A 20,328-nucleotide genomic window follows, 5' to 3' on the forward strand; every position below is an offset into this window, starting at 1 on the left:
GGCGAATAAGGAGACTGTCTGAATGAGCACCGTCGAACGTGGGTTGATGCCGTTCCGTATCAGCATTTGCGGCGTGGCCGAACTGCACGAATTCGCCGGTGACGTCAGTCACATCCTCGGCATCCTCGATCCCGGCACGCCGCCGCCGGAAGGTTATATTCATCACCCCGAGGCGCGGCGCGACGAGTTCCGCTTCTATGACGTGGTGGTGGACGATCCGACCCGTACCACGCCCACCGAAGCGGATGTCGTGAAGATTCTGGAGGTAGGCGAGCGGTTGGCCTCCCAGCCGGTGAGGCATCTGCTGGTGCATTGCTATGCCGGCGTGTCGCGCTCGACCGCCTCGGCTGTTACCATCATGGCTCAGCGTAATCCGGCCAGGGTCGCCGATATCTTTGCCGCCCTGGGCGATATTCGCCCCAAGGCCTGGCCCAACAGCATCATGATCGGTCATGCTGATCGCCTGCTGGGCCTCGGCGGCACGCTTGTCGAAGCGCTCCGGCTGCACCACATTGCTGTGGCCCATCGTTATCCCGAGGTTCGGACCTTGATCTCCAGCGTCGGTCGTGGGCATGAATTGCCTGCCGAGTATGCTGCCGAAGGACTGAACCAGGATGACCCAGTATGATTTCGACCTCTTCATCATAGGCGGCGGCTCGGGCGGCGTACGCGCCGGCCGCATTGCGGGCGGCTATGGCGCCAAGGTCGCGGTCGCCGAGGAATATCGCTACGGCGGCACCTGCGTGATCCGCGGCTGCGTGCCGAAGAAGCTGCTGGTCTACGGCTCGGAATACGCCCATGCCTTCCAGGATGCCGCCGGCTTCGGCTGGACGGTGCCGGAACCCAGCTTCAACTGGGCGACCATGATCGCCAACAAGGACAAGGAAATCGCCCGGCTAGAGGGCATCTATCGCAAGCTGTTCGAGAATGCCGGTGCCAAGACCTTTGACGGTCGCGCGACGCTCAAGGACGCCCATACCGTCCTGATCAACGACAAGCCGGTGACGGCCGACAAGATCCTGATCGCCACCGGCGGCCATCCGGTCAAGCCGGCGATCCCGGGTGGCGAGCTGATGATCAGCTCGAACGAGGCCTTCCACCTGAAAGAGCAGCCCAAGCGTATCGTCATCGTTGGCGGCGGCTATATCGCGCTCGAATTCGCCGGCATCTTTAACGGCTTTGGCTCGAAGGTGACGGTGCTGTATCGTGGCGAGCAGGTCCTGCGCGGCTTCGATGAGGATATCCGCAACCATCTGGCGGGCGAACTGGTGAAGACCGGCATCGATTTGCGGGTGAAAACCGATTTGACCAAAATAGAGAAGAAGAACGGCGCGCTGCTGGTGCATCTGACCGATGGCAGCACGCTGGAAGTCGATGCCGTGATGGCTGCCACCGGCCGCAAGCCCAGCACCGATGGTCTCGGCCTGGAAGCAGCGGGCGTGAAGACCGATGCCGAAGGCGCGGTGGTGGTGAACGAGTATTCGCGCAGCAGCGTCGAGAACATCTATGCCGTGGGCGATGTGACCAACCGCATCAACCTGACGCCAGTGGCGATCCGCGAGGGCCATTGCTTTGCCGATACCGTGTTCGGCAACAAGCCGCGCTCGCCCGACCATGCCGACGTGCCGGCGGCCGTGTTCAGCCAGCCACCGGTCGGCACGGTTGGGTTGAGCGAAACGGATGCCCGCAAGACGTACGGCGAGATCGATGTTTACCGCACCAGCTTCCGGCCGCTGCGCGCCACCGTGTCGGGTGGCGAGGAGCGCGTGATGATGAAGCTGGTGGTCGATGCCAAGTCCGACCGCGTGGTCGGCGCGCATATGGTCGGCGCCGATGCCGGCGAAATCATGCAGGGTATCGCTATCGCCATCAAGGCCGGTGCCAAGAAGGCTGATTTCGATGCCACCGTTGGCATCCATCCGACGGCGGCCGAGGAATTCGTCACCATGCGCGAGAAGGTGAAGGCCTGATGCAGTCTGTGCGCGCCGATGCCCGGATCACGCTGGTCCTTGGCGGCGCGCGTTCGGGCAAGTCTCGACTGGCCGAGCAGCAGGCCGAGGCCCATGAGGGACGGCTGGTCTATATCGCCACCGCCGAAGCCTTCGACGACGAAATGAAGGCGCGCATTGCCGAGCACAAGTCGCGGCGCGGCGACCGCTGGCACAATATCGAGGCACCGGTCGCGGTGGCCGAGGTGCTGCAGGCGCTGCCGCTGGAAACCGGCGTGGTGCTGATCGACTGCCTGACGTTGTGGCTGTCGAATCTGATGCATGCCAATCGCAATATCCCCGAGGAGACCGAGCGGTTGATCGGGGCGCTGAAGGCGGCGCGCTTCCCAGTGCAGCTGGTCTCCAACGAGGTGGGACTGGGCATCGTCCCGGAGAACAGGCTGGCGCGCGAGTTCCGCGACCATCAGGGCCGTCTCAACCAGGCGGTCGCCGCGGCGGCCGATCACGTGATTTTCATGGCTGCGGGCCTGCCGCTCGTGCTCAAGTGATCGTCGCATGAAACGCGCACGCAGCCTGATGTTTCAGGGTACCGGCTCGGATGTCGGCAAGTCGGTGCTGTGTGCCGGTGTAATCCGGGCGCTGGTGAAGCGCGGCCATCGCGTGCTGCCGTTCAAGCCGCAGAACATGTCGAACAACGCCGCCGTCACCGCTGATGGCGGCGAGATCGGCCGGGCTCAGGCGCTGCAGGCACGCGCCGCCCGCGTGCCGGCCAGCGTGCATATGAACCCCGTGCTGCTCAAACCCCAGGGCGACCGCACCGCGCAGATCGTGGTGCAGGGCAAGGTCTATGCGCAGAGCGATGGTTGGGGTTTCCTCGATCGCAAGGCCGAGCTCTGGCCCTTCGTCTCCGAAAGCTTTGAGACGCTGCGCCGGGATGCCGATTTCGTCATCGTCGAAGGGGCCGGGTCGCCGGCCGAGGTGAACCTGCGCGCCAACGATATCGCCAATATGGGTTTCGCCACCCGCGCCGATGTGCCGGTGGTGCTGGTGGGCGACATCAATCGCGGCGGCGTCATCGCCTCGCTGGTCGGCACGGCGGCACTGCTGGAGCCGGAAGAGCTGGCACTGGTGTCGGGCTACGTGATCAACAAGTTCCGTGGCGATGTCAGCCTGTTCGATGACGGCCTGAAGATCATCACCCAGCGCACCGGCTGGCAGAGCTTCGGCGTGCTGCCATTCCTGCCCGAGGTGGCGCGGCTGCCGGCCGAGGATGCCGTGGTGCTAGATCACGCGCAGGCCGGGGCGGGTGACATCGTGATCGCCGTGCCGCTGCTGAAGCAGATCGCCAATTTCGATGACTTCGATCCCCTGAAGCAGGAGCCGGGCGTGCGCCTGGTCTTTGTGACGCCGGGCCAGCCGCTGCCACCTGATGCAGCGCTGGTGATCCTGCCCGGCTCGAAGGCCACCATCGCTGATTTGAAGTTCTTCCGCGCCCAGGGTTGGGATATCGACCTGCAGGGCCACCTGCGTCGTGGCGGCAAGGTGTTGGGCATCTGCGGTGGTTACCAGATGCTGGGCCGCAGCGTCAGCGATCCCGCCGGCATCGAAGGCGCGCGGGAATCCATCGAAGGGCTCGGCCTGCTCGAGATCGACACCGTGCTGACCGGCGACAAGACCCTGGTCGAGACGCGTGGCTTCGAGCGCTTCACCGGCGAGACTGTGCAGGGCTACGAGATGCATGTCGGCAACACGGCGGGGCCGGATACGACACGGCCGATGCTACGGTTGAACGGCCGTCATGACGGCGCGGTCACCCATGACGGCCGGATCGCCGGCTGTTATCTGCACGGCCTGTTCGCCAGCGATGCTTTCCGCGCGGCATATCTCACGCAGCTCAGCGGCCGCAGCATGACGGTGCGCAATTACGAGGCTGGCGTCGAGCAGGCGCTGGATGCACTGGCCGATGGCATCGAGGCGCATCTCGATGTCGATGGTCTGATCAAAGCAGCGCGATAGTCGCCAGCGTCATGCCGACCATCAGGCCGGCGGCAACCAGATACAGCCGCAGGCCACGGCGGATATCCATGGCGGTGGCCTCGGCACGGCCTTCGCGGCTGCCCATCCAGTGATCCTCGACCCAGCGATCTCCGTAACGGCGCGGACCGGCCAGCTTCAGGCCGAGCGCCCCGGCCATCGCGGCTTCGGGCCAGCCGGCATTGGGCGACTTGTGCTGGCCGGCATCCTGTTCGACAGCGGCGAAGGCCTTGCGGGCATCGGCCTGCGGCAGCAGCGCGGCGGCGGCGATCAGCAGCAGCGCGCTGAGCCGCGAGGCCGGCAGATTGACCAGATCGTCCAGCCGTGCCGCGGCCCAGCCGAACTGGCGATAGCGGTCCGACTTGTGCCCGATCATGCTGTCGGCGGTGTTGATCGCCTTGTAGAGCGCGATGCCGGGCAGGCCTCCGACCAGCAGCCAGAAGGCCGGCGCGATAACGCCATCGGAAAAATTCTCGGCCAGGCTCTCCAGCGCCGCGCGGCTGATGCCGTGCTCATCCAGGCTGTCGGGATCACGGCCGACGATGCGCGCCACCGCCAGCCGTCCGCCGGCCAGCCCATCGATCTCCAGCCCGCGCAGCACGGCAGCGACATGGTCATACAGGTTGCGCGTGGCGATCAGGCTGGCGCAGAGCAGCGCCTCGATAATCCAGCCATAGGACAGGTTGCGCAGCAGCATGCTGACGAGCCAGGTCGTCAGCCCGGTGATCAGCAGCACGATCAGCAATGTGGCAAGCCCGGCTATCTGCCGCGTGGCGTGGTGCCAGAGTGGGTTGTTCAGGCGCTGTTCGAGCCAGCCGATCAGGGCGCCGATCCAGCTCACCGGATGACGGATCGTGCGATGCAGGATGGCCGGCCAGCCGGCCACGGCTTCGATGCCGAAGGCCAGGACCAGGAGCCAGAGGTTGATTGCGGCAGGATGCACCGTAAGATCGCCGGACCGTTGAACCAGTGAGGTCACCATGGGCGAGGTCCCGCCGAGCCGTCAACCAGCCGACGATGCCAGTCTTGCCGGACCTGTGCATGGCGGCGACCTCAGCGCGCTCAAATCCATGCCGGATGCCTATGTCGGCGACTGGATCGACCTCAGCACCGGCATCAATCCGTTTCCCTGGCCACTGCCTGCCATCACCACCGAAGCCTGGACACGTTTGCCCGCCGCTGCCGCGCTGGCCGGCTTGCTGGAAGCCGCGCGCGTCGCATACGGCTGTCCGCCCGGCGCCGGCATCGCCGCGGTGCCGGGCACGCAGGCGGCAATCCAGTGGCTGCCGCGCCTGTTTGCGCAGGCGCGGGTGACGGTGCTGGGTCCGACCTATGGCGAGCATGCGCATATGTGGCGCCAGTGCGGCCATGCGGTCACCGAAGTTGATGGCGTACCGGGTACGCTGGGCGGCACGGATATTCTGGTGGTGGTCAATCCCAACAATCCCGATGGCCGCGCCATCGGCGGACCGATGCTGCTGCGCTGGCATGCCGAGCTCAGCGCGCGCGGCGGCTGGTTGATCGTGGACGAAGCCTTTGCCGATGTGATGCCGGAAAACTCGCTGGCCGGATCGGCGGGCTTGCCGAACCTGTTGATCCTGCGGTCATTCGGCAAGGTCTTCGGTCTGGCCGGCATCCGGCTCGGCTTTGTATTGGGCGACCCGGACGTGCTTGCCGTGCTGCAGGCGGCCATCGGTCCCTGGGCCGTCAGCGGCCCGGCCTTACAGATCGGTACGGCGGCCCTGCAGGATGCGACCTGGATGACGGTGACGCGCGATGACCTGCGCACCCGTGCCCGGCGTTTCGACCAGATGATGCGCGACCGCGGCATCCATGTGCTGGGCGGCACGTCGCTGTATCGCCTGGCGAAGCTGGAGGATGCGGCGGGCTTCGCGCTGGCGCTGCGCGGGCAGGGCATCCATGTGCGCCTGTTCGATTACCAGCCGCACTGGGTGCGCTTCGGCCTACCCAACCCGGAAGCGGAATTCTGGCGCCGCCTCGATCTGGTGCTGAAGGATTTTAGCCTTTAGCCAGCGCGCGTTTCTGCAGCAGGCTCGCGCCGATCACCAAAACCGTCACCAGTGCGATCATGACGGTGGAGATCGCGTTGATCTCGGGCGAAATACCCAACCGCACGGCGCTGTAGACCTTGATCGGCAGGGTGGTTGCACCGGGGCCGTTGACGAAGGACGAGATCACCACATCATCGACCGACAGCGTGAAAGCCAGCAGCCAGCCCGCCGCCAGCGCCGGCGCAAGTCCGGGCACAGTGACCAGCAGGAAGGCCCGCACCGGACCGGCGCCGAGATCGCGGGCGGCAGCTTCCAGATCGGGGTTGAGCGTCACCAGTTTTGACTGCACGACCACCAGCACGAAGGCCGCACCGAAGGTGGCATGGGCGATGGTCACAGTCAGCAGCCCGCGCTCGACATCCAGCGCCACGAACAGCAGCAGCAGACTCACGCCCAGAATGACTTCGGGGAGCACCATCGGTGCCAGCATCAGGCCGCCGAACAGGCCGCGGCCCGGGAAGCGCCCGAGACGTGTCAGCGTCAGTGCGCCCAGTGTGCCGATCACGGTGGCCAGCGTGGCCGAAAGCGCGCCGATGCGCAAACTGAACAGCGCCGCTTCCAGATAGGCAGAGTTGGAGAACAGCATGCCATACCAGTGCAGCGACCAGCCGCCCCAGACGGTAACCAGCTTCGATGCATTGAAGGAAAACACGATCACCAGCAGGATCGGCAGGTAGAGAAACGCCAGCCCGAGCGTCAGCGCCGTGATGTGGATGCCGGTGAAGCGCCGCATCAGCGCATCCTCCGGTCGACTTCGGCCAGCTCCACCTTCTGCAGCCACATGGCTGGCGCCAGCAGCAACGCGGTGAGCAGCACGGCCAGGGCGCTTGCCATGGTCCAGTCGCGGTTGGAGAAGAACTCCGTCCAGATGGTTTGGCCCAGCATGATGGTGCTGGAACCGCCCAGCAGGTCGGGGATGACGAATTCACCCATGGTGGGGATGAACACGAGAAGTGCAGCCGCGATCAGGCCCGGCCGCGTCAGCGGCACGGTGACGAGCCAGAAGGCCTGCAGGGGCGAGGCACCGAGATCGATGGCGGCCTCGGAAACCTGTTTCGGCTGGCCGGCGAGGCTGGCATAGATCGGCAGCACGGCAAACGGCAGGTAGCTGTAGGTCATGCCGATGACGATGCCGAAGCCGGTATTCACCATCACCAGCGGCTGGTCGATCACGCCGAGTGCCAGCAGGGCCGCATTGATCAGGCCTTCGGGTTTCAGCAGCGCGATCCAGGCATAGACGCGGATCAGGAGCGAGGTCCAGAAGGGCAGCACCATGAGGGTGAGCAGCAGCGGTTGCCAACGCGGGGCCGCGCGGTCGACGGCGCGGGCGACGGCGAGGCCGAGGATCAGGCAGCACAGCGTCGAGATGCCGGCATAAAGCAGGCTGTTGCCCAGCGCACGCGCATAGATCGCGTCGTCCCAGATCATGACGTAGTTGCCAAGCTGACCCATCCATGCGCCATCCTGGATCAGCGGCGTGTAGGGCGGCTGGGCCAGCTGAGGTTCGGCAAAGCTGATCTTCAGCACCAGCAGCAAAGGGATTGCCACCAGTGCCAGCAGCCAGAGGCCGGGCAGCGCGAGCAATGCCAGCCGGCGGGCCGTCATATTTTATCCTGAAGTGGCACCAGCGCATCGGCATCCCAGCTCAGCCATACGGTCTGGCCCAGCTCCAGCAGCGGCTCGTGAATGGCATTGAGCTGCGAAGCCTTGATCACATGGCCATCGGCCAGCGTTACGTCGATGCTGGTCATGTCGCCGATATAGTCGATATCGGTGATGATGCCCGTGGCGATATTGGCGCCGGCGGGAACGGCATTGCGCGAAATCTCGATCTGCTCGAGCCGCAGCGCCAGCAGGCGCCGGGCATCGGTTTTGCCATCCGGGCGGAAATGCAGGTCCAGGCTGCCGCTGCGCGCCGCACCATCGGCCGACAGGATCTCGGCCTCGAACAGGTTGGTCTCGCACATCAGCGTGGCGACGAAGCGGTCGACCGGCCGGTCGTAGATGCGGCGCGGATGGTCAATCTGGCGGATGCGGCCATGGTCCATGACGGCGATGCGGTCGGCCAGCGCCATTGCCTCGTCGTTGTCGTGGGTGACGAAGACGAAGGCGATGCCGGTCTGGCGGTTCAGCTTGCGCAGCTCGGCCTGGGTCTGCTGGCGCAGGCGCTTATCCAGCGCGCCCAGCGGTTCGTCCAGCAGCAGGAGGCGCGGGCGTTTCACAAGAGCGCGCGCGAGCGCCACGCGCTGCTGCTGGCCACCCGAGAGCTGATGCGGCTTGCGCGCGGCGAAACCGGCAATCTCTAGCATCGCCAACGCATCATGGACGCGCGCCTCGATCTCGGCCTTCGGCAGTCCCTCGCGGCGCAGGCCGAAAGCGACGTTGTCGGCCACGGTGAGATGGGGGAACAGGGCGTAGGACTGGAACATCATGTTGACTGGCCGCCTGTGTGGCGGCAGGGCGGTGATGTCGGCACCATCAAGCAGGATGCAGCCGCTGTCGGGCGTTTCCAGTCCGGCGATCATGCGCAGCAGGGTGGACTTGCCGCAGCCGCTGGGCCCGAGCAGCACCAGCGACTCTCCGGGCTCGACCGTCAGGTCCAGCGCATCGACCGCCGTCTCGTGTCCGTAGTGTTTGCTGACGCCCTCGACCTGCAGCAGGGCCATCGGATCAGGTGCCGCCCTTGATACGGGTCCAGCTCCGGGTCAGCACGCGCTGTTCCGCTTGGTTGAAAGGCGTCACGGTATACAGGCTCTTGATCATGTCCTGGGTCGGGAAGACGTCCTTGTCGGCCATGGCTTCCTTGTCGACCAGCTTCAGCGAGTCTGGCACGGCATTGGGATACTGCACGGCATTGGTGATCTTCGCGATCACCTTGGGCTGCAGGATGTAGTTGATGAAGACATGGGCGTTGTCGGGGTTGGGCGCATCGGCGGGGATGGCCATGACATCGAACCACTGCTGCGCGCCTTCCTTGGGCAGCAGGTACTGCACCTTCACGCCCTTCTTGGCTTCCTCGGCGCGGGTGCGCGCCTGCAGGATGTCGCCCGAGAAGCCGTAGACCAGGCAGGCATCGCCATTGGCCAGGTCGTTGATGTATTGCGAGGAGTGGAACTTGCGGATATGCGGCCGCACCTTCATCAGCACGGCTTCCGCCTTGGCCAGCGTGGCGGCATCCTTGGCGTTGGGATCAAGGCCGAGATACTTCAGCGCCGCGGTCATCAGCTCGTCGGGCGCATCCAGCACCATCACGCCGCAATCGGCGAATTTCGACACCACCTCGGGGTCGAATAGCATCTTCAGCGAATAGGCCGGCGGGTTGGCCATGCGCTGCTTGATCTTGTCGGGGTTCAAGCCGATGCCGCTGGTGCCCCAGAGATAGATGGCGGCGTATTTGTTTTCGGGGTCGTATTTCGCCAGACGCTCCATCAGCGCCGGGTCGAGATTCTTCAGGTTCGGAATCTTGGCCTTGTCGAGGGGGCGCAGCAGCTTCGCCTGCACCTGGCGCGCCATGTAGTGTTGCGTCGGCACCACGATGTCGTAGCCGGTCTTGCCGGCCAGCAGCCTGGACTCCAGCGTATCGTTGGAGTCGTAGACGTCGTAGCGCACCTTGATTCCGGTCTCGGCCTCGAAATCCTTCAGCACGCTCTGATCGATATAGTCCGACCAGTTATAGACGTTGACCACTTTCTCCTGGGCCAGCGCTGGCGCGGACAGAAGAGCGAGCAGGGCGGCGAAACGTGCAAGGTTCATGGCAGATAGTCCCCCGATATTCGATGACCGGATTATGACAATCCGTATGCGCAGCGGCAATGCCAGAGCGAGATAGGCCAGGGCCGTCGCATAACGCCCTCTGTGGATTGTCATCCATGTGTCATCGATGTCTCCAACTTATCCCCAGGCTTTCATCGCCCTGTCATCGAATCGCGATGAAATAGGCGAATCGGCGAGTCAAAAAGACGCCGCCCCGAGGGAAAGAGAGACCACGAGATGCGCATTCTGATCGTTTCCGATGCATGGCACCCCCAGGTCAACGGCGTGGTGCGCACCCTGACCAAGACCCGGGAGGTTCTGGAAAAGCGCGGGCATGTGGTCGAAGTGATCGGACCGGAGAAGTTCCGCCGCATCCCATGCCCGACCTATCCGGAGATCGAGCTGGCGATCCTGCCCTACCGCAGCCTGGTCAAACAGATCGAGGCTTTCACCCCCGACGCCATCCATATCGCCACCGAAGGCCCGCTCGGCATGGCGGCGCGCAAATACTGCATGCGCAACAAGCTGATCTTCACCACCGCCTATCACACCAAGTTTCCCGAATACATCCATGAGCGCTGCGGCCTGCCGCTCAGCTGGAGCTACGCCTTCATGCGCTGGTTCCATAATGGCGGCGCTGGCGTGATGGTGGCGACCGACAGCCTGGCCAAGAGCCTGACCGAGCATGGCTTCAAGAACCTGCGTACCTGGTCGCGCGGCGTCGATGTCGAACGCTTCAAGCCGCGCTCGAAAGACATTCTCGATCTGCCGCGCCCGATTTACCTCTATGCCGGCCGCGTCGTGGTCGACAAGAACATCGAGGCCTTCCTGAAGCTGAAGCTCGACGGCACCAAGCTGGTGGTGGGCATCGGTCCCGACCTGGAAGGCTATCGCACGAAGTACCCCGAGGCGGTCTTTGCCGGATATCTGGAGAACGGCCATCTGGCCAGCTATTTCGCCGCTGCCGATGTCTTCGTCTTCCCCAGCCTGACCGACACCTTCGGCTTGGTGCTGCTGGAGGCGATGGCCTCGGGTGTGCCGGTCGCGGCCTATCCGGTCACCGGGCCGATCGACATTGTCGGCCCGCATCCCGAAGTCGGCTGCCTGGACGAGGATCTGGCGGTGGCGATCAGGGGCGCGCTGGGCAAGTCGCCCGAGGCCTGCCGTGCCCTGGCGCTGCAGTATTCCTGGGATGCCTGTACCGACCAGTTCCTGAATAACCTGGCACCGCTGCAGAAGCCCCAGCCGGAGCAGCAGGCGACTGCCGCCACGGCAACCCGCGCCGCCTGAACCGTTTGTTTGATTCGCTTCGCCGGCAGGGGTTTCGCCCCGGCCCGGGCAGGACAGGGCTGCAGTGCTGTCTGCTCGCAAAGTTGTGAACGGACAAATGCCGGGATCGAACTAACGAAGCTTGGCCTTATGCCTGCGAAGCGGGCACTGTATGCATCGTGGAAAAACGCGGGGATAGCGGATATCTGGGGCCTTTAGCGCCTCACGCAGACATCGGGTTGTATTCGCCCCATACGGGAAGGCCGCATTCCACGCGGGTTTTCGTATAAATTCGTCTTATCAAAAATACTCCATTCGGCTTATAAGGATGCCCCGATGCGATTGAGGGGGGCTGACATTGCATTCGACTACCGATATTTCTCCGGTGCTGCTGGAGAGACTCTATCTGAGCGCCGTCGATGACGAGCAGGTGAAGCCGTTCCTCAGCGAACTGGCGCTGGCCTTCAATGCCAGTCTGGCCACTGTCGCCACCATGGATGGCCTGTCACGCCACGACAATCTGCGGATTTCGAGCGGTGTCAGCGTGCAGGAAACCGCCAGCACGGTGCCCGGCTATTACGCCGCCCGCAGCCCCTTCCGCCCCATCATGCTGCTGGAAAACAATTTCGGCCGCGTCATGACTTCGGCCCAGATGGTCGACCGCGACCGCCGCGAGCGCGACGTCTTCATCAACGAATTCCTCAAGCCCGCCGATCACCAGTATCTGGTCACCGGCATCTTCGCCAAATCTGCGGACAAGTTTAACTATTTCGTGCTGAACCGCGGCGGCTGTGCCGGCGAGTTCGAAGAAGAGACCGCCGAGCAGCTTGAGAGGATGGTTCCGCATTTCCGCACCATGCTGCGCTTGCGCAACACCATGGTGGCGCGCGACCGTCATATCGACTTCTCGCGCATGATCGCCGACCGCAGCGGCGACGGCATGGTGCTGATCACTCGCCACGGTAAAGTGCATTCGATGAATGCCAAGGCCACGGCGCTGCTCGCCGAGGAAGACGGCCTGTCGCTGTCCGGCACCGAGCTGGTGGCGGATTTCGCCGAGGATGACGAGCGCCTGAAGCGCGCGATCAACACCTTGTTGCAGCATGGGCGGTCGCAGGTTGCCGAGCCGGCGGTGTCGCTGGCGATCCGTCGCCGCACCGGTGCGCAGCCCTATCGCCTGCACATCATGCCGCTGGCCGTGCGCAAGTATTTCTTCGCCGGCGACGAGATCGAGCTGGCGATCCAGATCGTGGGCCGCCAGACCTCGAGCAGTCAGATCGACGACAGCATGGCTAGCCAGTTCGGCCTCAGCCCGGCGGAAATCCGCGTCGCCACCCATCTGGCCGCCGGCATCTCGCCCAAGCAGATCGCCGACCTGCTGGGCAACAGCATCAACACCATCAAGGTGCACCGCCGCAATCTGTACCGGAAGCTGGGCATCAGCCGGCATTTCGACCTGGTGCGCATGATCGACGGCAAGTTCTGACGCCGTAAGACTGCGGGACAACCGGATTAATTGGTCCAGCGCCTTGAACCGGGCAGGGCGGCTTCGTTAGGCTTCCACTCATATATCAGTGAGGGAGGAGCCTGAATGGCCGTCGAGATTGTCCAGACCATCGCCATGATGCCGGCCGTCCAGCAGGTGCTGGATCGCGACTACACCGTGCACAAGCTGTGGGAAGCCAAGGACCGCGATGCGCTGCTTAAGCAGGTGGCGCCCAATGTTCGCGGTATCGTCACCTCAGCCAGCTCGGGCGTGAATCGCGCCCTGATGGAAGCCCTGCCCAAGGTGGAGGTGATCTCCAGCTTCGGCGTCGGCTATGATCCGATCGACATCGGCGCCGCGAAAGAGCGCGGCATCATCGTCGCCAACACCCCCGACGTACTGACCGAATGCGTGGCCGATACCGCGCTGTCGCTGACGTTGGCGATGATGCGCCGTATTCCGCAGGCCGACCAGTTCGTGCGTCAGGGCAGGTGGCCGAAGGACAAGTTTCCGCTGACCGACAAGCTGGGAGGCAAGCTGATGGGCGTGCTCGGCCTGGGCCGCATCGGCCAGGCGATTGCCAAGCGCGCCGAGGCCTTCGGCGTGGAAATCGCCTATTATGGTCCGCGCAAGAAGGCCGACATCCCGTACAAGTACTATGACAATCTCGTCGCCATGGCGAAGGACATCGACATCCTGATGATCGCCTGCCCGGGCGGCAAGGAGACGCAGGGTCTGGTCAATCAGGCCGTGATCGATGCGCTGGGCACCAAGGGCTATGTCGTCAACATCGCGCGCGGCAGCGTGGTCGACGAACCCGCGCTGGTGAAGGCGCTGGTGGATGGCAAGCTGGCCGGTGCAGGTCTTGATGTCTTTGTCGACGAACCCAATGTGCCGTCGGAACTGTGGAAGCTCGACAACGTGGCGCTGGCACCGCATGTCGGTTCGGCCACGCACCAGACCCGCCAGGCCATGGGCGATCTCGTGCTGAAGAATCTGGCGGCGCATTTTGCCGGCAAGCCGGTGATCGCCAGAGTCGTGTAAATATCTGGGTGTATCGGAAATGAAACAGCCCCGGTGGAAGCCGGGGCTGTTTGCTTATGCGACCCTGAATGCCGGTGCGGCGTCAGTCCGGCTTGACGTTGGCGTCCTTGATGACGCGCGCCCACTTGGCCTGCTCGTCGGCAATGCGCTTGGCAGCTTCCGCCGGGGTCGTGCCGGCCGGTACCACCCCCTGTTCGGCCAGTTTCTGCCGCGCCGCCGGCGTGGCGATGATGTCCCTGATATCCTTGTTCAGGCGATCGATCACCGGCTGCGGCGTGCCGGCCGGCGCTGCGATGCCGAACATCGAGCTGACGTCCACGCTGGCCAGACCGGCTTCCGCCGCTGTCGGCACGTCCGGCAGGGTCGGGATGCGGTCCTTGGATGCAGCCATCAGCGCGCGCAGCTTGCCGGACTTGATATGGCCGGTGGCCGCCGGGGCCGTTTCAAGCATCATCATCACTTCGCCGCTGATCAGGTCGATCATCGCAGGGCCGCTGCCCTTGTAGGGGACGTGGACCAGATCGGTCTTGGTCGCCAGCGCGAACAGCGCACCTGCCAGATGCTGCGGCGAGCCATTGCCCGACGAGGCATAGGTCACCGAGTTGGGCTTGTCCTTGGCCAGCTTGATCAGGTCGGCCACGGTTTTTGCCGGAACCTTTTCGCTGACCACCAGCACCAGCGGCACGACGCCGACGATGGAGACCGGCGCGAAATCCTTGGCAAGGTCGTACTTGGCGACATCCGGTGTCAGGACCGAGCTGATGGAGTGGCTGGTCAGCGCACCCATCAGGATGGTGTAGCCATCCGGCTTGGCGCGGGCGACCGCATAGGCGCCGATGTTGCCGGTCGCGCCAGCGCGGTTTTCGATCACCACGGGCACGCCGAGCTTTTCGTTCAGGCCCTGGCCCATGATGCGGCCGATGATGTCGGTGGCGCCGCCGGGCGGATAGGGGATGATCATGGTGACCGGGCCGGCTGGATAGGTCTGCGCGACGGCAGTCCCGGCCGCCAGCAGCGCAGCCGCCGCAACGGCGGCTTTCAACGTGTGACGTAACATCTTGTGTGTTTCCTCTCCTGCTTCGTGTTGGGGGGCGTTTACGAAAATCCGTAAAGGCGCTGCGGATTGTCGGCCAGCACGCGGTTGCGTGCGGCTTCGTCCGGCACCCAGTCGGCAAGAAGGTCCAGCAGGTCGCCGACATTGGGCATATGCGCCCAGTTGGCGACATGCGGCCAGTCGGATCCCCAGACGCAGCGTTCGGGTGCGACCTTCATAAGCGCTTGCGCCAGCGCGGCGGTTTCGCGATAGGGATGGTCGGACAGGCGATAGGCACCGGAGAGCTTGACCCAGGCGCCGTCACCGACAAGACCCAGCAGGGTCTGGAAGCCGGGCGTCTGCACGCCTTCGGCGGCCGGGAAATGCCCCATATGATCGATCACCAGCGGCGTCTTGAGTTTGGACAGCCGCTTGCCCAGCTCGCCAGGAAGATCGCGGGCGTCCAGCAAGAGCTGGAGGTGCCATCCCATCTCCTGGCAGATGGAGTCATAGCGCTCCAGGGCCTGCAGGCCCGGCCCGCCGGCAAACAGCGCGTTGATCCGCAGGCCAACCACGTTGTCGGCTTTCAGCGCGGCATAATCTTTCGGATCGAGATACGGCGCCACGACCGCCACGCCGCGCAGGCGCGCGCGGTTCCGGCGCAGTGTGTCGATCATCATGCTGTTGTCGGAGCCATGCACGCTGACCTGGATCAGTACGCCATAGGTGCTGCCGGTGGCGTCCAGCATGGCCAGATACTGCTGTTCGGTCGCTTCCGGCGCGGTATAGCTGCGATCAGCGACCAGCGGGTATTTCGATTGACCGCCGCCGATCACATGGGCATGGGTATCCACCGCGCCCTTCGGCATCCTGAACCGGGTCGGGCCATGCGGATCGGGCGCAGGTCCGGGACAATCCCGGACCTGACCCTGACTGGCAGGCTGATCATCCATGCGCGTGCAGTTCCTTGCCGCGCGTCTCAGGCAGCACCACGGCGGCAATGAACAGCAGGCCGTAGGCAAGTACCGCGAAAATGGCGATGGCCGTGGACAGCGGCATCGTGGCGGAGAGATAGCCGACCAGCGTGGGGAACAGGGCGCCGATGCCGCGACCGAAATTGTAGGCAAAGCCCTGGCCAGAGCCGCGCAGGCGGGTCGGGAACAGTTCGGTCAGGAAGGCGCCGATGCCCGAGAAGTAGGCCGAGGCGCAGAAGCCGAGCGGGAAACCCAGGATGAGCATCACGTCGTTGGTGATCGGTAGCTGCGTGTAGGCGACCACCAGCAGCGAGGCGAGGATCGAGAAGGTGATAAACAGCTTCCGCCGCCCGATGCGGTCCGCCAGCCAAGCGCCGGCGACATAGCCGATGAAGCTGCCGGTGATCAGAACGCCCAGATAGCCGGTGGAACTGACGACATTCAGGCCGCGCTCGGTGCGCAGGAAGGTCGGCAGCCAGGTGGTGACGGCGTAATAGCCGCCCTGCGCGCCGGTGCCGAGAAGGGCGGCGAACATGGTGGTCTTCAGGATGCCGGGGGCGAAGATTTCCCACAGCGCCGGACGGTCGCCCTTGGCGGCATCCATGCTGCGCGCCTTGGCAGAGACTTCCGGCTCGTCGACATAGCGACGCAGGAAGAAGATCAGCACCGCCGGGATGGCGCCCAGAGCGAACATATACCGCCAGGCCTCTTCCGGCGGCAGCATGCTGTAGCAGACGAACTGGAGAATGACGGCAAGGCCCCAGCCCAGCGCCCAGCCCGACTGCACGGTGCCGACGGCGCGGCCGCGGAACTGGCTGCGGATGGTTTCGCCGATCAGCACGGCGCCGGCGGCCCATTCACCGCCGAAGCCCAGGCCGAGCAGGGCGCGGAAGATGAAGAGCTGCGTGTAGTTCTGCGCAAAGGCGCAGAGCAGCGTGAAGAAGGAGAACCACAGGATGGTGAACTGCAGGGCGCGCACGCGGCCGATGCGGTCCGAGAGATAGCCGACCAGCCAGCCGCCGACGGCGGAGGCCAGCAGGGTCACGGTCACCGCCAGACCGGCCGTGCCGCGGTCCACGCTCCACAGCGTGATGATCGTGCCGATCACCAGCGGGTAGATCATGAAATCCATCGCGTCGAGCGTCCAGCCGACGAAGCAGGCCCAGAAGGTGCGCCGCTCCGGCGGCGTCATGTCCTTGAAGAACGCGGTCAGGCTGGTGTCATCCGTTGCGGACGTTCTGGTATCGCTCATTGTTTCCTCTCCCAGATACCGACCTCCGGTCGGCTTTTTTTATTCGGTTGTCAGGGTACGCTCTTGGTGATCTCCGGAATGCAGAAGTCGAAATCGCAACCCTTCTCGGCCTGCGTGACGGTATCGAAGTAAAGGCGTTCGTAGCCGCGACGGCCGTCGCCGGTTGGCAGCGGGGGCAGGGCGGCGCGGCGCTTGGCCAGCTCGGCGTCATCCACCAGCAGGTCGATGCGACGGCCCGCGGTATCCAGCCGGATGCGGTCGCCGGTCTTCACCAGCGCCAGCGGCCCGCCGGCGGCTGACTCGGGCGAGATATGCAGCACGATGGTGCCGTAGGCCGTGCCGCTCATGCGCGCATCGGAAATGCGCACCATGTCTTTCACGCCTTGCTGCGCCAGTTTTTTCGGGATCGGGATATAGCCGGCTTCCGGCATGCCGGGCGCACCCTTGGGGCCGGCCTGGCGCAGCACGATGATGTCATCGGCCTTCACGTCGAGATCGGGACTGTCGAGGCGCGCCGCCATGTCGGGCAGGCTGTCGAACACCACGGCGCGGCCTTCATGCTGCAGCAGGGTCTGTGTCGCTGCCGCCTGCTTGATGATCGCGCCTTCAGGGGCGAGATTGCCGCGCAGCACCGCCATCGCGCCGTTCTTGTAAACGGGCGTCTGCATGGTCTTCACCACGTCCTGCGGCCAGCCTGGCGGCATGGCATCGATATTCTCGCCCAGGGTCTTGCCGGTGACGGTGAGGCAGTCGCGCTCGATCAGGCCGCCCAGTTCACGCAATATCGGCGTAAGCCCACCCGCCTTGTATAGGTCTTCCATGTAATGCTGGCCGGTCGGCTTGAGATCGACCAGCACCGGCGTCTCGTTGCCCATCTTGTCATAGCCTTCGAGATCGACCTTGATGCCGCAGCGGCCGGCCATGGCGGTCAGATGAATCAGGGCATTCGTCGAGCCGCCGACGGCCAGCAGTACGCGCAGCGCGTTGCGGAAAGCGGCGGGGGTCATGATCTTGTCGGGAGTCAGGCGCTCTTCGGCCATCTTCACGGCCCGTGTGCCGGTCTGTTCAGCAAGACGCCGGCGCTCGGCATGCACGGCAGGAACGGCTGCGCCGCCGGGCAGCATCATGCCCATCGCTTCCACGGTCAGCGCCATGGTCGAGGCCGTGCCCATCACGCCGCAGGTGCCGATCGTGGGGGCGAGTTCGGAATTGACTTCGTTGATCTGCTGGTCGGTCACTTCGCCGCCGCGATAGCGCGCCCAGAAGCGGCGACAATCGGTGCAGGCGCCGAGCTTCTCCCCGCGCCATGACCCGGCAAGCATCGGGCCTGTCACAAGCATGATGGCCGGCACATTGGCGCTGGCGGCACCCATCAGCAGCGCCGGCACGGTCTTGTCGCAGCCGCCGAGCAGGATCACGGCATCCATCGGCTGGCCGCGCACCATCTCTTCGGTGTCCATGGCCATCAGGTTGCGGAAATACATGCTGGTTGGGTTGGCGAAGCTTTCCTGAATCGAGATCACCGGGAAGGGGATCGGGATGCCGCCGGCCAGCATGACGCCACGCGAGGCCGCCTCGATCAGGTCGGGGACGTTGCGATGACAGGCGTTGTAGCCGGAGTTGGTGTCGACAATGCCGATGATCGGCTTGTCCAGGGCTTCGTCCGTATACCCCATGGCCTTGATGAAGGCCTTGCGCAGGAAAACCGAGAAGCCGGCATCGCCGTAATTGGCGAGATTGCGGCGCATTCCTGTAGGATCGGACTTGGACATTTGCTGGATTCCCTCTTGGACGGGCAGGATTGACAGTCCCAACAAGATTGTCAACAATCCTGGTGACGGAGATTGAGATGAGCCTTCAGGTCGTACCGAAGCAGCTTGCCCCCGAAAGGCAGCGGGCGCTGGCCGACATGATAGAGGAAGAAATCGTGCTGGGCTGGCTGCAGCCGCGCGAACGGCTGGTCGAGGAGGACCTCGCCGCCCGGTTCGGCGTGAAGCGCCATATCGTGCGCGAGGCGATCTTCGAGCTGGAGCGCATCGGCCTGGCCGAACGCATCCCCAACAAGGGCGCCGTCGTGCGGATGCTGCAGGCCGTGGAGGTCGAGCAGATCTATTCCGTGCGTGCCGAGCTGGAGAGCCTGGCGGCGCGGCAGATTCCGTTGCCCGTCGATCCCGACCTGCTGCGTCTGCTGAGCGAAATCCAGGATGATCACAGCCAGGCCGTGGCGGAAAACAATCCACGCGGCGCCTTCCGGGCCAACATGCAGTTTCATGAGGCGCTGTTCGGCGGTTGCGGCAATCCGCATCTGGTGGAGGCGATCCGCACATTTGCGCAGAAAGTTCACGGCGCGCGGTCATTCACCGCCGCCGATCCGGCCTTCCTGCTGCGCTCGCGCGATGAACATCTGGCGATGATCGAAGCGTTGCGGCTTGGTGACCGCGAAACCCTGGTGCGCTTGTGCCACGAGCATCTATGGCCGGCGCGCGATGCCTATATCGCGGCGCTGCGGCGGCGATTTTCTGAAGCCTGATCGGGATTGAAGAGTGGACAGCCCTGGCGAAAGCCGGGGGGTGTCTGCGCCTGAGCGCTTAGAGGTCGGTGTCGCTCTTGCCGCCGGTCATCAGGCGGGTCTTGTTGTTCATGATCTTGTGCAGCAGTTCCATCGCCATCATTTTGACGCCGTGATCGATGACGCGGCGCTGCTCATCCAGATGGGCCTGCACGGCGCCTGAACCGCCGCCGGCGCGCGCGACCGTCTGCGCGCCGTCCAGCGGCACGGTGTCGAGGCCGGTGGCATTGTTTTCCAGCTTGCGGGTGAAGCTGGCGTAGATATCGCCCAGCGACCGGGCCTTGCCCTCGGCGGTATAGAATACGCCCTGATTGGCGGCGGCGGCCTCAGGCAACAGGGCGGCTGCATTCTGCCCCGGGTTGCTCTTCAGGCCGGCCAGGAATTTCGTCGCGCCGTTGGCGCCGAGGAAATGCCCGAGATAGAGATCGACCTTGCTGACATCGACACCGAATTCGCGCGACAGCACCTGCTGGTTGCTGCGGGCGTATTCCGCCGCCATCACCGAGGCCACGCGCGGGTCATCGCGCAGGGAGAGGATGTCACGGCGGGCATCGGTATCGTTGACGCGCGGCTTGCCGTCGGTGCCGGTGACAATTTTCTGCGCCTCGGCGGCCAGGCCATGCTTGGCGCCATGGTCGCGCACGGTTTCGAGCCAGGTGCTTTCGATGAACTGGAACAGGCCGCGGGCCGAGCTGGTCTTGGCCTGGGCATCGGCCTTGAAACCACTTTCCTGTCCGGCCTGCGCGACCAGATAAGCGAAGTCCACGCCCGTGCGGTTGCTCGCCTGCTTCATGGTGTTGAGCAGTTCGTAGCTGACCTTGTGGCCCCCCACGCGATAATGATCGGCGCGCGGAGTAGCGGAAGAGGGCGGGAGCGGCGTGACGGGGGCCATG

19 protein-coding genes are annotated in these 20,328 nt (G+C 64.5%); 9 read left to right on the forward strand and 10 right to left on the reverse strand.

All coding sequences use genetic code 11. From position 1 onward, the window contains the following. The first annotated feature begins 22 nt into the window (after positions 1-22). The 4 genes from AC1RRT_RS16865 to AC1RRT_RS16880 are packed head-to-tail and all read left to right on the forward strand — an operon-like array spanning position 23 to position 3,965. A complete protein-coding gene (locus AC1RRT_RS16865; protein ID WP_493014971.1) occupies positions 23-628 on the forward strand; it encodes a tyrosine phosphatase family protein in 606 nt (201 codons plus the stop codon). Then, a complete protein-coding gene (gene gor, locus AC1RRT_RS16870) occupies positions 615-1,970 on the forward strand; it encodes a glutathione-disulfide reductase (protein WP_493014972.1) in 1,356 nt (451 codons plus the stop codon). Before AC1RRT_RS16865 ends, gor begins: the two co-directional genes overlap by 14 nt. Then, positions 1,970-2,497: a bifunctional adenosylcobinamide kinase/adenosylcobinamide-phosphate guanylyltransferase gene (cobU, locus tag AC1RRT_RS16875; protein ID WP_493014973.1), complete on the forward strand. Its 528-nt coding sequence runs from the start codon at positions 1,970-1,972 to the stop codon at positions 2,495-2,497. Before gor ends, cobU begins: the two co-directional genes overlap by 1 nt. A gap of 7 nt (positions 2,498-2,504) precedes the next feature. Continuing rightward, positions 2,505-3,965, forward strand: a complete 1,461-nt coding sequence (locus AC1RRT_RS16880) for a cobyric acid synthase (protein WP_493014974.1) — start codon at positions 2,505-2,507, stop codon at positions 3,963-3,965. On the opposite strand, the gene cbiB is transcribed toward AC1RRT_RS16880, so the two are convergent. Beyond that, on the reverse strand, positions 3,949-4,926 hold the full coding sequence (cbiB, locus tag AC1RRT_RS16885; protein ID WP_493014975.1) for an adenosylcobinamide-phosphate synthase CbiB: 978 nt from the start codon (positions 4,924-4,926) through the stop codon (positions 3,949-3,951). The genes AC1RRT_RS16880 and cbiB overlap by 17 nt on opposite strands. Before the next feature lie 37 nt (positions 4,927-4,963). On the opposite strand from cbiB, the gene cobD reads away from it, so the two are divergent. Beyond that, entirely contained in the window at positions 4,964-6,013 is a 1,050-nt protein-coding gene (gene cobD, locus AC1RRT_RS16890; protein WP_493014976.1) for a threonine-phosphate decarboxylase CobD, read from the forward strand. Here the strand turns inward: cobD and AC1RRT_RS16895 are convergent. From AC1RRT_RS16895 to AC1RRT_RS16910, 4 genes are read right to left on the reverse strand one after another with little or no spacing between them, the layout of a single operon-like run. Continuing rightward, entirely contained in the window at positions 6,003-6,788 is a 786-nt protein-coding gene (locus tag AC1RRT_RS16895) for an ABC transporter permease (RefSeq protein WP_493014978.1), read from the reverse strand. The two genes, cobD and AC1RRT_RS16895, sit on opposite strands and share 11 nt — an antisense overlap. Next, positions 6,788-7,660 carry an ABC transporter permease gene (locus tag AC1RRT_RS16900; RefSeq protein WP_493014979.1) on the reverse strand — a complete coding sequence of 291 codons (873 nt, stop codon included), beginning with the start codon at positions 7,658-7,660 and terminating at the stop codon, positions 6,788-6,790. The genes AC1RRT_RS16895 and AC1RRT_RS16900 overlap by 1 nt, the downstream gene beginning before the upstream one ends. After that, positions 7,657-8,721 (reverse strand): ABC transporter ATP-binding protein, encoded by a 1,065-nt coding sequence (locus AC1RRT_RS16905; RefSeq protein WP_493014980.1) that lies wholly within the window; start codon positions 8,719-8,721, stop codon positions 7,657-7,659. The genes AC1RRT_RS16900 and AC1RRT_RS16905 overlap by 4 nt, the downstream gene beginning before the upstream one ends. Positions 8,722-8,725: 4 nt before the next feature. Continuing rightward, entirely contained in the window at positions 8,726-9,808 is a 1,083-nt protein-coding gene (locus AC1RRT_RS16910) for a polyamine ABC transporter substrate-binding protein (RefSeq protein ID WP_493014981.1), read from the reverse strand. A gap of 237 nt (positions 9,809-10,045) precedes the next feature. Between AC1RRT_RS16910 and AC1RRT_RS16915 the strand changes: the two genes are divergently transcribed. The 3 genes from AC1RRT_RS16915 to AC1RRT_RS16925 all read left to right on the forward strand — a co-directional run bounded on the left by AC1RRT_RS16915 (position 10,046) and on the right by AC1RRT_RS16925 (position 13,607). Further along, positions 10,046-11,098: a glycosyltransferase family 4 protein gene (locus AC1RRT_RS16915; protein WP_493014982.1), complete on the forward strand. Its 1,053-nt coding sequence runs from the start codon at positions 10,046-10,048 to the stop codon at positions 11,096-11,098. 337 nt (positions 11,099-11,435) lie between these two features. Continuing rightward, positions 11,436-12,563, forward strand: coding sequence for a helix-turn-helix transcriptional regulator (locus AC1RRT_RS16920; protein ID WP_493014983.1), 1,128 nt, complete (start codon positions 11,436-11,438; stop codon positions 12,561-12,563). 105 nt (positions 12,564-12,668) lie between these two features. Continuing rightward, the gene (locus tag AC1RRT_RS16925; RefSeq protein WP_493014984.1) at positions 12,669-13,607 is read left to right on the forward strand and encodes a 2-hydroxyacid dehydrogenase; all 939 of its coding nucleotides are present in this window, start codon (positions 12,669-12,671) and stop codon (positions 13,605-13,607) included. A gap of 82 nt (positions 13,608-13,689) precedes the next feature. On the opposite strand, the gene AC1RRT_RS16930 is transcribed toward AC1RRT_RS16925, so the two are convergent. From AC1RRT_RS16930 to AC1RRT_RS16945, 4 genes are read right to left on the reverse strand one after another with little or no spacing between them, the layout of a single operon-like run. Next, positions 13,690-14,664: a Bug family tripartite tricarboxylate transporter substrate binding protein gene (locus tag AC1RRT_RS16930; protein WP_493014985.1), complete on the reverse strand. Its 975-nt coding sequence runs from the start codon at positions 14,662-14,664 to the stop codon at positions 13,690-13,692. 38 nt (positions 14,665-14,702) lie between these two features. Beyond that, complete coding sequence (locus tag AC1RRT_RS16935) at positions 14,703-15,593, reverse strand: amidohydrolase family protein (protein ID WP_493014986.1); 891 nt, start codon at positions 15,591-15,593, stop codon at positions 14,703-14,705. Continuing rightward, on the reverse strand, positions 15,586-16,866 hold the full coding sequence (locus AC1RRT_RS16940; RefSeq protein WP_493014987.1) for an MFS transporter: 1,281 nt from the start codon (positions 16,864-16,866) through the stop codon (positions 15,586-15,588). The genes AC1RRT_RS16935 and AC1RRT_RS16940 overlap by 8 nt, the downstream gene beginning before the upstream one ends. A 50-nt stretch (positions 16,867-16,916) precedes the next feature. After that, positions 16,917-18,638, reverse strand: a complete 1,722-nt coding sequence (locus tag AC1RRT_RS16945; protein WP_493014988.1) for an IlvD/Edd family dehydratase — start codon at positions 18,636-18,638, stop codon at positions 16,917-16,919. Between the two features lie 77 nt (positions 18,639-18,715). On the opposite strand from AC1RRT_RS16945, the gene AC1RRT_RS16950 reads away from it, so the two are divergent. Beyond that, the gene (locus tag AC1RRT_RS16950; protein ID WP_493014989.1) at positions 18,716-19,396 is read left to right on the forward strand and encodes a GntR family transcriptional regulator; all 681 of its coding nucleotides are present in this window, start codon (positions 18,716-18,718) and stop codon (positions 19,394-19,396) included. 58 nt (positions 19,397-19,454) lie between these two features. On the opposite strand, the gene AC1RRT_RS16955 is transcribed toward AC1RRT_RS16950, so the two are convergent. Further along, positions 19,455-20,327, reverse strand: a complete 873-nt coding sequence (locus AC1RRT_RS16955) for a transglycosylase SLT domain-containing protein (RefSeq protein ID WP_493014990.1) — start codon at positions 20,325-20,327, stop codon at positions 19,455-19,457. Position 20,328: the final 1 nt, after the last annotated feature.

It is taken from the genome of Ferrovibrio sp. GW821-FHT12B10 (assembly GCF_058807515.1).

Bases quoted from the DNA above. Each gene is read 5' to 3' on its own strand.
- AC1RRT_RS16865 (WP_493014971.1), top strand. From the start codon at position 23: ATGAGCACCGTCGAACGTGGGTTGATGCCGTTCCGTATCAGCATTTGC.
- gor (WP_493014972.1), top strand. From the start codon at position 615: ATGACCCAGTATGATTTCGACCTCTTCATCATAGGCGGCGGCTCGGGC.
- cobU (WP_493014973.1), top strand. From the start codon at position 1,970: ATGCAGTCTGTGCGCGCCGATGCCCGGATCACGCTGGTCCTTGGCGGC.
- AC1RRT_RS16880 (WP_493014974.1), top strand. From the start codon at position 2,505: ATGAAACGCGCACGCAGCCTGATGTTTCAGGGTACCGGCTCGGATGTC.
- cobD (WP_493014976.1), top strand. From the start codon at position 4,964: ATGGGCGAGGTCCCGCCGAGCCGTCAACCAGCCGACGATGCCAGTCTT.
- AC1RRT_RS16895 (WP_493014978.1), bottom strand. From the start codon at position 6,788: ATGCGGCGCTTCACCGGCATCCACATCACGGCGCTGACGCTCGGGCTG.
- AC1RRT_RS16900 (WP_493014979.1), bottom strand. From the start codon at position 7,660: ATGACGGCCCGCCGGCTGGCATTGCTCGCGCTGCCCGGCCTCTGGCTG.
- AC1RRT_RS16905 (WP_493014980.1), bottom strand. From the start codon at position 8,721: ATGGCCCTGCTGCAGGTCGAGGGCGTCAGCAAACACTACGGACACGAG.
- AC1RRT_RS16910 (WP_493014981.1), bottom strand. From the start codon at position 9,808: ATGAACCTTGCACGTTTCGCCGCCCTGCTCGCTCTTCTGTCCGCGCCA.
- AC1RRT_RS16915 (WP_493014982.1), top strand. From the start codon at position 10,046: ATGCGCATTCTGATCGTTTCCGATGCATGGCACCCCCAGGTCAACGGC.
- AC1RRT_RS16925 (WP_493014984.1), top strand. From the start codon at position 12,669: ATGGCCGTCGAGATTGTCCAGACCATCGCCATGATGCCGGCCGTCCAG.
- AC1RRT_RS16930 (WP_493014985.1), bottom strand. From the start codon at position 14,664: ATGTTACGTCACACGTTGAAAGCCGCCGTTGCGGCGGCTGCGCTGCTG.
- AC1RRT_RS16935 (WP_493014986.1), bottom strand. From the start codon at position 15,593: ATGGATGATCAGCCTGCCAGTCAGGGTCAGGTCCGGGATTGTCCCGGA.
- AC1RRT_RS16940 (WP_493014987.1), bottom strand. From the start codon at position 16,866: ATGAGCGATACCAGAACGTCCGCAACGGATGACACCAGCCTGACCGCG.
- AC1RRT_RS16945 (WP_493014988.1), bottom strand. From the start codon at position 18,638: ATGTCCAAGTCCGATCCTACAGGAATGCGCCGCAATCTCGCCAATTAC.
- AC1RRT_RS16950 (WP_493014989.1), top strand. From the start codon at position 18,716: ATGAGCCTTCAGGTCGTACCGAAGCAGCTTGCCCCCGAAAGGCAGCGG.
- AC1RRT_RS16955 (WP_493014990.1), bottom strand. From the start codon at position 20,327: ATGGCCCCCGTCACGCCGCTCCCGCCCTCTTCCGCTACTCCGCGCGCC.